The 13,312-nt window shown below is 62.5% G+C and carries 10 protein-coding genes; 4 read left to right on the forward strand and 6 right to left on the reverse strand.

All coding sequences use genetic code 11. The features are described from left to right. The first annotated feature begins 31 nt into the window (after positions 1-31). The 3 genes from BEP01S_RS16050 to purQ all read left to right on the forward strand — a co-directional run bounded on the left by BEP01S_RS16050 (position 32) and on the right by purQ (position 2,572). Complete coding sequence (locus tag BEP01S_RS16050; protein WP_062245394.1) at positions 32-1,453, forward strand: NAD(P)/FAD-dependent oxidoreductase; 1,422 nt, start codon at positions 32-34, stop codon at positions 1,451-1,453. 127 nt (positions 1,454-1,580) lie between these two features. Then, complete coding sequence (gene purS, locus BEP01S_RS16055; protein ID WP_039208104.1) at positions 1,581-1,838, forward strand: phosphoribosylformylglycinamidine synthase subunit PurS; 258 nt, start codon at positions 1,581-1,583, stop codon at positions 1,836-1,838. Next, a complete protein-coding gene (gene purQ / locus BEP01S_RS16060; RefSeq protein ID WP_039208107.1) occupies positions 1,835-2,572 on the forward strand; it encodes a phosphoribosylformylglycinamidine synthase subunit PurQ in 738 nt (245 codons plus the stop codon). The genes purS and purQ overlap by 4 nt, the downstream gene beginning before the upstream one ends. Positions 2,573-2,686: 114 nt before the next feature. Here purQ and BEP01S_RS16065 read toward each other — a convergent pair whose 3' ends face one another. The 5 genes from BEP01S_RS16065 to BEP01S_RS16085 all read right to left on the reverse strand — a co-directional run bounded on the left by BEP01S_RS16065 (position 2,687) and on the right by BEP01S_RS16085 (position 10,671). Further along, a complete protein-coding gene (locus BEP01S_RS16065) occupies positions 2,687-3,448 on the reverse strand; it encodes a hypothetical protein (RefSeq protein ID WP_062245404.1) in 762 nt (253 codons plus the stop codon). A gap of 490 nt (positions 3,449-3,938) precedes the next feature. After that, positions 3,939-4,433, reverse strand: coding sequence for a peptidoglycan-binding domain-containing protein (locus BEP01S_RS16070; protein ID WP_052239841.1), 495 nt, complete (start codon positions 4,431-4,433; stop codon positions 3,939-3,941). A 262-nt stretch (positions 4,434-4,695) separates the two neighbouring features. Beyond that, complete coding sequence (locus BEP01S_RS16075; RefSeq protein WP_157070596.1) at positions 4,696-6,408, reverse strand: LPXTG cell wall anchor domain-containing protein; 1,713 nt, start codon at positions 6,406-6,408, stop codon at positions 4,696-4,698. A 401-nt stretch (positions 6,409-6,809) separates the two neighbouring features. Continuing rightward, positions 6,810-8,936 (reverse strand): ABC transporter ATP-binding protein, encoded by a 2,127-nt coding sequence (locus tag BEP01S_RS16080; protein WP_062245410.1) that lies wholly within the window; start codon positions 8,934-8,936, stop codon positions 6,810-6,812. 1 nt (position 8,937) lies between these two features. Further along, complete coding sequence (locus tag BEP01S_RS16085) at positions 8,938-10,671, reverse strand: ABC transporter ATP-binding protein (protein ID WP_062245413.1); 1,734 nt, start codon at positions 10,669-10,671, stop codon at positions 8,938-8,940. 215 nt (positions 10,672-10,886) lie between these two features. Between BEP01S_RS16085 and BEP01S_RS16090 the strand changes: the two genes are divergently transcribed. Then, complete coding sequence (locus tag BEP01S_RS16090) at positions 10,887-11,996, forward strand: DUF6882 domain-containing protein (protein WP_062245415.1); 1,110 nt, start codon at positions 10,887-10,889, stop codon at positions 11,994-11,996. 70 nt (positions 11,997-12,066) lie between these two features. Here BEP01S_RS16090 and BEP01S_RS16095 read toward each other — a convergent pair whose 3' ends face one another. Next, positions 12,067-13,143 carry a DoxX family protein gene (locus tag BEP01S_RS16095; protein WP_244882302.1) on the reverse strand — a complete coding sequence of 359 codons (1,077 nt, stop codon included), beginning with the start codon at positions 13,141-13,143 and terminating at the stop codon, positions 12,067-12,069. Positions 13,144-13,312 lie beyond the last annotated feature (169 nt).

The raw sequence follows: 13,312 nt of genomic DNA on the forward strand, positions 1-13,312 counted from the left end.
ACTACCAGCACCTTGAAGAAAGTGAAGTGACATGGACGTCAATGCCGCATTGGCCGACGCCTCGACCATTCCGTTCTGGCTCGACACCGAACTCCGTCCGGAACCGCTGCCGCCTCTTAGCGCTGATGAGGAGGTCGACCTCCTCGTCGTGGGTGGCGGGTTCACCGGTCTGTGGACCGCACTGCAGGCAAAGGAACGGGACCCGAACCGTCGGGTCATGCTCGTCGAGGCGAACACGATCGGGTGGGCCGCCTCGGGGCGCAATGGCGGGTTCTGCGCAGCCAGCCTCACCCACGGCTATGACAACGGGGCGGCGCACCTGCCGGAGGAGAACGATCGGCTCGCGCAGCTGGGTCGGGAGAACCTCGATGCCATCGAAGCCGCCGTCGCGAAGTACGGGATGGACGTCGAGTTCGAACGCACTGGTGAACTCGATGTCGCCACCGAGGACTACCAGGTCGCCGAGCTGCGGGAGGCCCACGATCCGGATTCCGGTTTCATCTTCCTCGATCAGCAGGAGCTTGCGGGGATCGTAAAGTCGCCGACGTACAAGGGTGCGCTGTGGGATTCACGCGAGGTAGCAATGGTCCACCCGGCGAAACTGTGCTGGGAGCTGCTGCGCGTCATCCGCGAACTCGGAGTCGAGGTCTATGAGGGCACGAAGGTCACCGATGTCCGCGATGCGAAGACGGCCGTGCAGGTGCAGACCCGCGTGACTGCGGAGACGATCGAGGAATGCGCATCCGCTCCGTGCAGCACGATCACGGCGAAGCGGGTGGCGCTGGCGACGAACGTGTTCCCGTCGCTGCTCAAACGGGTGAGTCTGCATACGGTCCCCGTCTACGACTACGCGCTGATGACCGAGCCGCTCAGAGACGAGCAGATGGCGGCGATCGGGTGGGAGGGCCGCCAGGGCATCGGCGACTGCGCGAATCGTTTCCACTACTACCGGCTGACCGCGGACAACCGGATCCTCTTCGGCGGCTGGGACGCCGTCTACCACTTCGGGCGGCAGGTGTCGTGGAAGTACGATCAGCGGCCCGAGACCTTCGAGACCCTTGCCGAGCACTTCTTCGCCACGTTCCCGCAGCTGGTCGGTCTGAAGTTCACTCACAAGTGGGGCGGGCCGATCGACACCTGCTCGCGGTTCTTCTCGTTCTTCACCTCCGCTTATGGGCGGAAGGTCGCCATGGCTGCCGGCTTCACCGGTCTCGGAGTGGGGGCTTCTCGGTTCGCCGGGACCGTCATGCTCGATCTGCTCTCCGGTGAGGACACTGAGCTGACTCAGCTCGAGATGGTGCGGAAGCTGCCGTTGCCGTTCCCTCCCGAACCGGCAGCGTGGCTGGGCATCAAGATGACGACGAATGCGCTGATCAAGGCCGATGAGAACGAGGGCCGACGCGGACCTCTGCTCAAGGTTCTCGATGCGGTGGGCATGGGCTTCGATTCGTAAGATCGGCACCCGGTTGCGCGGCCCGTCCGGCGACCGGACCGCGGGCGGGGAATCCGGCCGTGGTTGGTAGACTCTGGGTGAGCGCGGGAGGAACTCCCGAACACTTTCACAAAGGAGCAGTACACGCATGGCACGTGTCGTCGTTGAGGTGATGCCCAAACCCGAGATCCTTGACCCCCAGGGCAAGGCGATCTCCGGCGGACTGACCCGTCTGGGCTTCACCGGGTTCGGTGAGGTTCGTCAGGGCAAGAGGTTCGAGCTCGAGGTCGAAGGCGAAGCCACCGAAGAGGTCCTCGCCCAGGCGCGCGAAGCCGCAGAGAAGCTTCTGTCGAACCCCGTGATCGAAAACGTTGTGGCAGTCCGTGTGGCCGAGGATGCATCGTGACCGCTGTCGCTGCTGATCCAACCGCCGAGGCGGCTGCAGGCTCCGGCGTCTCCGTCGGAGTCGTCACGTTCCCCGGAACACTTGATGACCGTGACGCCGCTCGTGCCGTTCGTCTGGCCGGAGCGAACCCGGTGAACCTGTGGCATGCGGATTCGACTCTGTCCGGAGTCGATGCCGTCATCCTGCCCGGCGGGTTCTCATATGGTGACTACCTGCGGTGCGGCGCGATCGCCGGATTCGCTCCGATCATGGAGTCCGTCGTCGCTGCGGCGAATGCCGGCATGCCGGTGCTCGGCATCTGCAACGGCTTCCAGATCCTCTGCGAATCCCGTCTGCTGCCCGGCGCGCTCATCCGCAACGATCACCAGCATTTCATCTGCCGCGACCAGGACCTGGTCGTGGAGAACGCGAACACCGCGTGGACGAGTGACTTTGAGCAGGGTCAGACGATCCGCATTCCGCTGAAGAACGGTGAGGGCGGGTTCGTCGCCACCGACGAAGTGCTCGACGAGCTCGAGTCCACCGGACGCGTGGTCTTCCGCTACCAGGGCTTCAACCCGAACGGATCTCTGCGCGACATCGCCGGAATCACGAACGAAGCAGGCAACGTCGTCGGTCTCATGCCGCACCCCGAACACGCCGTCGAGGCCGGCTTCGGCCCCGAGAGCGGCGGCGGAATCGACGGCCAGGGGTTCTTCTCCTCGGCCGTGCGCACTCTCGTCGCCAAGGGCTGAGCCCACCCCGGCACTGAGTCCGGCATTGCTCGGACACGCATCAGGCCCCGAACTCGGTTGTTCCGAGTCCGGGGCCCGAGCTGTATTCAGTGCGCACTGAGGCGACTGATCGCCTCAGTCATCCACAGTGAAGGTCTCCTCGGACTTGTGGTCACCGCATTGAGCCTTGACCGTATAGTCTCCGGGCAGGCTTTCCTTCTTCTCAAAGGGCATGTACGTCACAGCGGCAAAATTGCCGTCTTCTCCTTCGACTGCCTGGGCGTAGCGTGCAACGCGCTCGGAAGCATCGTCTTGCTGACGGAACACCTCGAATACGGCCCAATCGCCTGCCGAGCACTCAATCATTGACATGTTCATTCCCTTGTCGGCGATGTCATCGGCCGTCAGCGATTCTTCGCCGAGCAGGAGTGTCCCGGGTTCCTGCGCGCCACGGTCTCCTTCGACGATTTTGACACTGGCAGGCAGCTCGGCGATCGTCTTCCCCGAACGCTTCACAGTCACCGTGAAGTCAACGGTCGAGTCGAACGCTGGCTTCGAATCAAGGGCGACGGAACCGTGGAAGGAACCGTACTCATCGACTTTCACTTCATCATCATTGAGGTCTGTCGTGACGACGTCACCTTCTTCCAGCTGGTCGATGGTGTATTCGATGCCGGCCCCGTAGGTGACCTCGATAGGAGTCATCTGGGTGTATTTGAGCGTCAAGGATCCATTGCCGAGGCCTTCATCCTGAGGGTCAACGGACGCTGACGTCTGTGCGGTGTTTGATGATTCAGACGCTGCCGTCGAGTCGTCGAGTCCAGCGGCTGTTGCAGGTCCTGCTGCGAGCATGGAAAGGCTGACACCGACAGTTGCGGCGAGTACGAGCTTCTTCATTGTGATCATCCTTCTTTCGTCCTTGCCAGTGATGTTCTGAAAGTGTCGTCGGGTTGACCTGCCGTATTCGGTTGTGGTGCGACCGTAGGCAGGACGAAAGGGTTCTGTGGAGTTCTGATCATTGTGGTCATGACAACTTCGAAACAGCATTCCGAGCAGTTTCGCAACGTCAATGTGACCTGCCGAATCGAACGCTGAGTCAGCGTTCAGAGTCGAGGTCCGCCTGCGGCGGGAACCTCGCCGAGGCGGCGCCGTCGCTCCAGGTCAGCTCCGCTGTCCCAGCGAGGCTGGCTCGGTGCGGGCTGTGCCGGTTTCTGCGTGCAGATTTGAGTGCTCAGGTCCTGATCAGATTGCCGATCACATCGTCATCACTCCGCAGAATTCGACAGGCTGGATTGTTATCGGCGATATCGGTGTTTTTCGCGGTTGATCCCCTGCTCTTGGAGTCGAAAGCAGGGGATCAAGAGCGGTTGCAGTGACCTGGCTGGGCTCAGTCGTCGGCCCAGTCGAGTCCGACAGCGGTCTCGAGGGTGCTGTTCGTCGCGTGCAGAGGGACGGCCCAGGTCTTATCGCCGACGATGCCATCGGCGTCGACTTTGCCCCACTTCTGGAAGCCCTCAACGGACTTCTTGGTTTCGGCTCCGAAGTCACCGTCGGCTTCGCCGGGTGACGGCCAATCGCCGCTGTCCGCTCCGGCGGCGAGGACCTCTTGCAGATCGCGGACGACATCTCCTTTCGACCCGGCCTTCAACAGAGGCATCGGACCACCGTTCGGGAGGGCCTCCCAGGTGTCCTTTCCGACGATGCCGTCGTCATCGAGACCGGCGCCTTTCTGAAACCGTTTGACGCCGGCTTCGGTGTCGGGCCCGAAGTCACCGTCGACTTCGACGCTGAGATCGGGTGTCCTCCGCAGCGCCCTCTGGGCACGCAGGACAACGGTGCCTTTGTCACCGCGCTTGATTTCGGGCTGTCCTGGATTGGACATATTTCTGCTCCTCTTTCATTGGTTTCGTGGAAGCTTCCTTGCCTCCACGACGACCAAGCTAAATCCGTTGTTCTGGCCCCTGCAAGGCTCGGACGAGACTCAATAGGAGTGCACGCGAACTGGTTCAGTACTGCCTAGGAAGACAGCACAGATCGGCCCTGGTTCCTCGAGGTCGAGGAACCAGGGCCGATCGCTTCCGCCAGGACCGCCTCTCGCCGTCAGGCCGGGTGGAGTCACCAACCCGACGGGTTACCGGTCACTGTCAGCTCTTATTCTTCCTGCGGGCCAGTCCGATGGCTGCTCCGCCACCGAGGATGAGCAGAGCACCTGCCGTCAGACCGGTGAGTTCAGCACCGGTGCGAGGCATCGACGAGCCGCCTCCGGAACCGCCGGCTTCACCGGAGTCACCTCCGTCACCACCGGTGACGACGAACTCGCCTGACCTGCTCACATCCATGCAGTCGGCGAACACCTGGTACGTCCCGACGTAGTAGGCGGGATCATCTCCGAGCCCGTAGACGTGGATTCCGGCTGCGCCTTCTTCATTGGCCGTTGCGGTCTGTTCGTAGAGCTTCTCCTCCTTGCCCTCCGACCACACCTCGAAATGCACGTCGGTATCCGGGACGCATTTGTTGACCATCAGCTGTACACCTTGGTCGCGGTCAATGAAGTCCTCCCCCGAGATCGTCTCGGGGCTGATCGAGAGCTTCGGGTCGACGACGCTGCCGTCATCGGTGACTGTGAACGTGGTCTCTGCGCTCTTGTCACCGCAGGAGGCCATGACGAGGTAGTCCGTCGCCCATCCGGCTCCTCCATCACCATCTGGCAGGAAGCGAGCGTAGCCTGCTGCGTCTTCTCCTGCTGTCTGTGTCTCTGACCAGATCTCGGTGTCCGGATCATGCAGAGTGCTCACACGGAAAGTGACATCGGAGTCGACGTGGCAGTTGACGAGAGTGATGTTGACACCGTGTTCGAAGAAGTCACTCAACGTCTGCGTCTTCGGTGTCACCGTCAGATCAGCATCGACGGAATCGTCATCTTCGGTGACGGTGAAGCTCGCCGTTGCAGTAGCGTCGCCGCAGTCGGCAGTCACCGCATAGTTGCCGATCCATTCGTCTCCTCCGGTGCCGGGGGTGAAAGTGGTGAATGAAGTGCCGTCCTCGACGGCGTGTTGGGTGTCTTCCCAGATGATGGTCTCTTCACCGGAGCGTCGGACGGTGAAGGTCACTTCTTCGCCAGCGGGACAGCCGCTGACAGTCAGTCCCACGCCGTCGTTGTGGAACCGGTCGAGGCCCTGCGTCTTCGGGTCGACGCTGAGTGAAGCATCGCCGGAGTCTTCAGCGTCGGTGATCTCCACGGACCCGTTGAAGGTCTTCGGATCCTGACCATCACGAGCGACCGTCACAGTGACGTCGAGAACGCTGCCGGCTGTCAGCTCGGTGTTGCCGCGGAGCTCTCCGTGGAACGTTCCGTCGCTGTCAACGGTGATGGAGCCGTTCTCACCCGGCGAAGCTGTGACGGTGTCGCCGGCTTTGAGGCCGGTGATCGTGTACGGGATCGCCTCGGCCGCCTCGTCGACGGTCATCGACGTCTGGTCGAGGGAGAAGGACGCTTCGATCGGAGCAGAGTCTTCGGTCGGTTCATCCGCATTTTCGTCCGGATCGGCGTCTTCTTCTCCCTCGCCCGGAGCGGTCGAGTCCTCGTCGGGATCGGTGGACGCAGTGCCTTCATCGGGGTCGGTGGTGCCTCCGTCCGGGTCGGTTGTGCCCTCGTCGGTGTCAGCGGTGCCGTCGCTGGGGTCGGCAGGAGGAGCGTCAGTGTCTGCGGGGTCGGTGTCAGCGGTGCCAGCCTCACCTGCTGCCTGAATATCGGTGTTTGTGGGCAGCGAGCCTTCGTCTGCCTGCGCGACCGCGGGGCTCCACCCACTGAGGGAGAGAGCCAGGGCGAATGTTGCCGCCATTGCCAACCGTTTCATGATGGTCCTTCCAGAGTTCTGGCCGGTTGCCGTTTTCAGTTGTGGCATGGACCATACGCAGGCGATGGGGCGCGCACGACTTTAGTTCATTTAGGTCATGACAGAAGTGATAGAGGTGTATTGCCGAATGTTTATCACTTCGCAATACTGTTCGCGCATCGCAGTTCTGGTGCTCCACCTGGTCGCACTATGCGCTGCGCTCTCACCTGCACGGCGACCTCGATTCGGGCTCAGAGGTCCACACGGAAGAGCGGTCAGCGCAGTGTCACAATTGGGTCGATTTCGGCATTTTCGGCTGAGAAAACGTTATGCCGGATTTTTGTTCTCTGTCTGCTTTCTGCAGTGAATACACGCGGGGTCCCCGAGCTTGAACTCGGGGACCCCGCGACAGAACGGAACGATCAGACCTGCGAGGAGGGACCTTCTTCTGCCGGCGCCTCGGTGCTTTCACCTTCGGCATTCGACCCGTCTGTGTTGTCACCATCGGATGCCGCGGTTTCATCGACCGGTGCACCAGCCTCCGGCTCAGTTTCGGCGAGTACCTCGGCGGTGAACTGTTCCTCAGCGTCCTCCCCGCGGAACTGCGACATGTACAGCCGGTAGTAGGCGCCTTCTGCCGCGAGCAGCTGCTCGTGGTTGCCGTGTTCGACGATCGCGCCGTCCTCCATCACGAGGATGGTGTGAGCGTCACGGATCGTCGACAGCCGGTGGGCGATGACGAACGACGTCCGATCGGTCCGCAGTGCTGCCATCGCCTGCTGCACGAGCACCTCGGTGCGGGTGTCGACCGAGGAGGTCGCCTCGTCGAGGATGAGCAGTGAGGGGTCGGCGAGGAAGGCTCGGGCGATTGTGATGAGCTGTCGCTCGCCGGCCGAGACGCTTCCGCCGTCGGAGTCGATGACGGTGTCATAGCCGTCGGGCAGCTGGCGCACGAACCGGTCGACCATCGTCGCCTTGGCGGCCTCGACGACTTCCTCATCGGTGGCGCTCAGCCGACCGTAGCGGATGTTGTCGGCGATCGTGCCTTCGAACAGCCAGGCATCCTGGAGCACCATGCCCACATGCGAGCGGAGGTCGGCGCGGCTGAGGTCGCGGGTGTCGATGCCATCGAGGTAGATGGTTCCACCCGTGATCTCGTAGAAGCGCATGACGAGGTTGACCAGGGTGGTCTTACCGGCGCCGGTGGGACCGACGATCGCCACCGTATGTCCGGGTTCGGCGGTGAAGGACACCTTTTCGATGAGAGGCGTCTCCGGAGCGTAGCGGAAGCTCACTTCGGAGAATTCGACCTTTCCAGGGGTGCGTGGGGGCAGCTCCTGGTGCACCTCGTCGGGTTCCTCCTCCTCGGCGTCGAGCAGCTCGAAGGTCCGCTCCGCCGAGGCGACGCCGGACTGGAGCATGTTCGCGACACCGGCCATCTCGGAGATCGGCTGAGAGAACTCACGTGAGTACTGGATGAACGCGGTCGCATCGCCGAGCGTCATCTGTCCCGTCGCCACTTTCAGCCCGCCGGCGACGGCGATGAGGACATAGCTGAGGTAGGACACGAACTGCATCGAGGGCATGATCATGCCGGAGACGAACTGTGCTCCCGCCGAGGCCTTGTACAGCGATTCGTTGCGACGGTCGAATTCCTCGAGCATGACCTCGTCACGGCCGAAGGCCCTGACGATGTCGAGACCGGAGAATGATTCTTCGACGTGCCCATTGACATCGCCGGTGTGCTTCCACTGCGCTTTGAACAGCTTCTGCGACCGGGTGCCGATGACACCGGCGATGATCGCCGACAGCGGCAGAGCGATGAGCGCCAGCAGAGCGAGCTGCCAGGACACGATGAACATCATCACGCCGATGCCGATGATCGTCAGCGCAGACTGCACGAGCTGCGAGAACGCCTGCTGCAGGGCCTGCTGGATGTTGTCGACGTCGTTGGTCACTCGCGACATCACGTCGCCGCGCTGCCGGGTGTCGAAGTAGCGCAGCGGCAGCCGGTTGATCTTGCGCTCAATGTCCTCACGCAGTCGGTAGACGACGCGCATGACCAGGGCGTTGAGGATGTACCCCTGCGCCCACATGAGCATCGAGGCCACGAGGTACATGAGCAGGACGGCGATGATGATCTGACCGAGCGCGGTGAAGTCGATTCCCTGTCCGGGCACGACATCGGCGGTGGCGAGCATATCGGCGAAGTCGTCACGGCCTTCGGCGCGTGCCCCGGCGATGATGTCGTCGATGTTCGCACCCGCGGGCAGCTGAGCGCCGATGACTCCGGAGTAGACGACGTCCATCGCCTTGCCGAGGACCTTCGGGGCGATGACGGTGAGGACGACTGAGCCGACGACGAGGGCGACGACGTAGATCATGCCCTTCTTCTCGCTGGCCATGAGTCCGAACAGCCGTTTGACCGAGGGCCAGAAGTGCTTGGCCTTGCGCGGAGGTGTGCCTCCGCTCATCTCCAGCTCTTCGCCGCTGGGGATGTATTCGTCTTCCGCTGCCACCACGGTCTCTGTGGAGGTGTCGTTGGCCATGTCAGTTCACCTCTTCCGTGGTCAGCTGGGATTCGATGATCTCGCGGTAGGTCGGGTTCGCCTCGGCGAGTTCCTCATGGGTGCCGCATCCGACGATCTTCCCGGCCTCGAGGACGATGATCTGATCGGCGTCGCGGATCGTGGACACGCGTTGGGCGACGACGATGACGGTCGCCTCCCCCGTCGATTCGTCGAGGGCCGCCCGCAACCGTGCGTCGGTGGCGACGTCGAGGGCGGAGAACGAATCGTCGAAGACATAGATCTGCGGTTTCACCGTCAGGGCTCTGGCGATGCAGAGGCGCTGACGCTGCCCGCCGGAGTAGTTCGTGCCTCCCTGGGCAACCCGTTCGTCGAGCTGGTCTTCCTTCTCGGCGACGAAATCGTCGGCCTGAGCGATGCGCAGGGCCTCCCACAGTTCCTCATCGCTGGCGTCGTCATTGCCGAAGCGCAGGTTGGAAGCGATGGTGCCGGAGAACAGGTACGGCTTCTGCGGCACCAGACCGATCAGCTTGGCCAGCTGGTGACGGTTGAACTCGGTGACGGGCGTGCCGTCGATGAGGATCTCGCCGTCCTGCGGGTCGATGAGTCTGGGGATGAGGTTGACGATCGTCGACTTGCCGGCACCGGTCGATCCGATGATCGCGGTGGTCGTTCCGGGCTGGGCGGTGAAGTTCAGCCCTTCGATGACAGGCACCTCGGCGCCGGGATATCCGAAGGTGACGTTGCGGAATTCGAGCTCACCACGGCTGGGCATCTCCGTGACACCGGCCGGGATGGTCATCGTGCTGCGGGTGTCGAGGATCTCTGCGATGCGTTCGGCGCAGACGACGGCGCGCGGAATCATCATCATCATGAACACGCCCATCATCACGGCCACGAGGATCTGCAGCAGATACTGCAGGAATGCGGTCAGCGATCCCACTTCCATCTGTCCGGCGTCGACGCGGTGACCACCGAACCACAGGACGGCGGCGGTCGCGAGGTGGAGGATCATCATGATGGCGGGGAACATGAGCACGAACAGATTGCCGACCTTGACCGAGGTTTCGGTCAGGGCACGGTTGGCATCGGCGTAGCGGTCGGTCTCGAACGGTTCGCGGACGAAGGCGCGGATGACGCGGATGCCGGTGATCTGTTCGCGCAGCACGCCGTTGATGTCGTCGACCTGGTCCTGCATGCGGCGGAACAGCGGCATGAGGAGGTAGACGAGGATGGCGACGACCACGAAGAGGACGGGCACGGATACCCACACCAGCCAGGACAGTCCGGCGTCTTCCCGGAGGGCCATGATGATGCCGCCGATGCACATGATCGGTGTCGAGACCATGAAGTTCAGGGTCATGAGCACCAGCATCTGAACCTGTTGGACGTCGTTGGTGTTGCGGGTGATGAGGGTGGCGGATCCGAATTTTCCGACTTCGAGCATGGACAGGTCGTCGACCTGCCGGTAGATGGCTCTGCGGAGGTCGCGGCCGACGCCCATTCCGGTGCGGGCGCCGAAGTAGATCGCGGTGATCGCGGTGACGACCTGCACGAGGCAGACGAGCAGCATCGTCATGCCCGTCGACCAGATGAAGTCGGTATCGCCCTCGGCCACACCTTCGTCGATGATTCGGGCGTTGAGGCTGGGAAGGTACAGCGCTGCGATAGTCGAGGCCAGTTGCAGGATGACGACCAGAATGATGAATGGCCAGTAGTTTTTGGCGTATTTCAGGGACAGGCGGAGTAATGCCACGTTGAACGTCCTGAGTGAAGAGTGGCTGACAATTGAGTCGTGAGAGTTGCGAAGCGCAACAGACTATCCTACAGGGGTTCTCCTCTCGGGGATAGACGATCAGGCGGCGAATTCAGCCGTTCTGCTGAGACCCCTACCTCACCATGAGGCACTGACACGGCCGTCGCACCGCGTGCCTACTCGATTCTTCGGCGCTCCCGCCTACGCTTGAAAGCATGAGCTCAACTCTGCAGGACCTGGTCAATCGTGCCGTCTTCTATTCGACGGAGGTGCAGACGCATTTCGGTGCGCTCATCGCCGATGCCGAGTGGGAAGTCGACTTCAGCTCCGACCCGCATCTGACGTTCACATCTGCCGACGGTGACGTCCTGCGCACCCGACCGCATCTGCTCGGTTCGGAGTCCGACCGGGAGAAGACGTGGCTGTGGGGATGGGAGAACGTCAACGACTTCCCCGACGCCGTCGTCGGGCTCTCCCACGACGTGCGCAAGTTCGGTGCCGCTGAGGAGGTCACCGAGCTCACGACCGCAGAGCTATCCCTCGACGAAGAGCTCGCACTGCGTCTGACTCTGGCGGCGAAGGAGGCCACCGGCAAGTGGGCCCACTACCCTGCCGCGGCCGGTGCCGGAACCACGGTGTGGCTGCTCGTCGATGCCGCCGAGATCGCGTTGCCCGCCCCGCAGGTCAAGGTCTCGGTGCGTGCCCTCATGCAGGGGCTGACGCAGACGACGGTGAGCGATCACCGCGCGGCCATCGAGTCGTACGTCGCTAAGCGCGGTATTCCGACGGCAGAGCTGCCGGAGGGTGGCCTGCGGATGCTGTTCGCCGACGGGTCCGCGGACCTGTCCTTCGACGATCAGCGTCGCATCTCCAATTGCGACCTGAATGAGCCCCTCGAGGGCGAAGCCGCCGAACAATTCGCCGCTGCGGATTCCACTGGCACCCCCACCGAGGCGGCCGCCGCCTCCCGCACGCCGGGCGCGACTTCCGCTTCTGCCACGGAGGAGACTGCGGCGCCTTCGACAACGACGCCTTCGGCTCCCACGCCGACTCCGGAGGAAGAACCGTCCCGGACAGAGTCACAGCCGGTCGACGAGCCCGCTGCCGAGGCGACCCCGGCTGCCGAGGCTCAGGCCGATGAAGCTGCGGAGCCTGCGGCAGAGGCTGCAGACGCTTCGCCCGAGCAGAAGCGGTCTGAAGACGAGCAGGCGCGTGCAAGCGAACCTGTTGAGCCCGCTGAGGAGAAGACTCCTGCTGCGGAAGAGCCGGCCAAGGAGACCAAGCCGAAGAAGAAGGGACTGTTCTCGAAGCTGTTCGGTCGCTGAGCAGTTCGACTGCTGACAGATATGTTTGGGGCCCCGCCGGTCGGCGGGGCCCCAAACGATTCATCGACACTCAGCGATTGACCGGAGCCTCAGGACCCCATCGGAAGCCGCGGTCGAAGAGGAACCGTCGCTCTTCGTCGTTCTGCAGTTTCAGCTGCGCATCGTCTGTCTGCAGCAAGAACTCTCCGTCATCGGTTTTCGAGTATTCGAGTTCGATCGTGCCGGAGGAGTCACGAATGAGCGTTTCAGCGCCCTTGCGGATCGGGTACAACTCTGCGGTGATCGAAGTGCCATCGACGCTGTAGAGGGCATCTTGGAAGTCTCCGTTGGAGTAGCGCACGCTCATTCTCTTGCCATTGCCGGAGCCGACCTGTCCGAAAGCGACTTGCGTGATGTCCTTTGTGGTGTGGTCAGTTCCCTCGATCTCCGTCGGCTTTCCCGATGCAGTGACAGTGTAGACCCCTGAAATCTCCTCAGGTGGTCCGATCCGGCCCCAGTTCATACTGATCCCAGTGGCCAAACCGCTGCCGACGATGATGACGACGGCAAGTATCGGCGATACCCATCGAGTGACCCGTACGAAGATCCGGTTGCGCGAGATGAGACCGCTGATCGCCGGCCCAGTGCTGCGACCGAGCGCGAATCTCATTACTCGAGGGACGTTCGGGATGAGGAGAACGAGTCCTGCCAGGGCCATGGCGCCGGAGAGCTGCTTGACGGGCACGTCGAAGGTCAGATTGAGCAGGAACACCACGCTCATATCAACAGCTGCGATGAGTGCACCGAGCCAGGCCGTGCGATTGAAGAGCAGAAGGATGACAGCCATGAGTTCTGCAAGGCCGGCCAGGAACTGCACGGTGGGAGAGAACGCCATGAACCGCCAGAGGAGACCCATGGGGCTCATTTCACCGTATTGGACGATCGCATCGGAGTAGTCGGCATAGCCCATCTGGACGTGGTAGATCTTCGTCCAGGCGTAGGGCAGCAGAGCGACGGCAAGGCCCATTCGAAGAAGCCAATGGAGGGCCCAGGCGGGTCCGACCCAGCGAGGTCGAGTGCGCCCGGTCGACACCTCCGCCGGAGATTTCTCTTCGGAGGCCTGATTGTCGGTACCGGAGTCTGACTCGAAAGCATCTGTTGTCTCCATGACTTCATCGTATGAACAACAGAACTTGCGGGACAGTGGGGATTTCCGGAGCGCGCAGATGGGCAATCCATCCTTCGACAAGAATCACCCGAGCCCGCAATTACTACCTGACGGCGGCGCAGCTACCTGGCGCGAGGTTGCTGCGCCCCCGTCAGGTAGCACCAACACC

This window comes from Brevibacterium epidermidis NBRC 14811 (genome assembly GCF_001570805.1).
Lineage (GTDB): Bacteria > Actinomycetota > Actinomycetes > Actinomycetales > Brevibacteriaceae > Brevibacterium > Brevibacterium epidermidis.

Coding starts and splice junctions, on each gene's coding strand:
- BEP01S_RS16070 (WP_052239841.1), bottom strand. CDS start 4,433: ATGTCCAATCCAGGACAGCCCGAAATCAAGCGCGGTGACAAAGGCACC.
- BEP01S_RS16065 (WP_062245404.1), bottom strand. CDS start 3,448: ATGAAGAAGCTCGTACTCGCCGCAACTGTCGGTGTCAGCCTTTCCATG.
- BEP01S_RS16050 (WP_062245394.1), top strand. CDS start 32: ATGGACGTCAATGCCGCATTGGCCGACGCCTCGACCATTCCGTTCTGG.
- BEP01S_RS16090 (WP_062245415.1), top strand. CDS start 10,887: ATGAGCTCAACTCTGCAGGACCTGGTCAATCGTGCCGTCTTCTATTCG.
- BEP01S_RS16095 (WP_244882302.1), bottom strand. CDS start 13,143: ATGGAGACAACAGATGCTTTCGAGTCAGACTCCGGTACCGACAATCAG.
- BEP01S_RS16080 (WP_062245410.1), bottom strand. CDS start 8,936: ATGGCCAACGACACCTCCACAGAGACCGTGGTGGCAGCGGAAGACGAA.
- BEP01S_RS16075 (WP_157070596.1), bottom strand. CDS start 6,408: ATGAAACGGTTGGCAATGGCGGCAACATTCGCCCTGGCTCTCTCCCTC.
- purS (WP_039208104.1), top strand. CDS start 1,581: ATGGCACGTGTCGTCGTTGAGGTGATGCCCAAACCCGAGATCCTTGAC.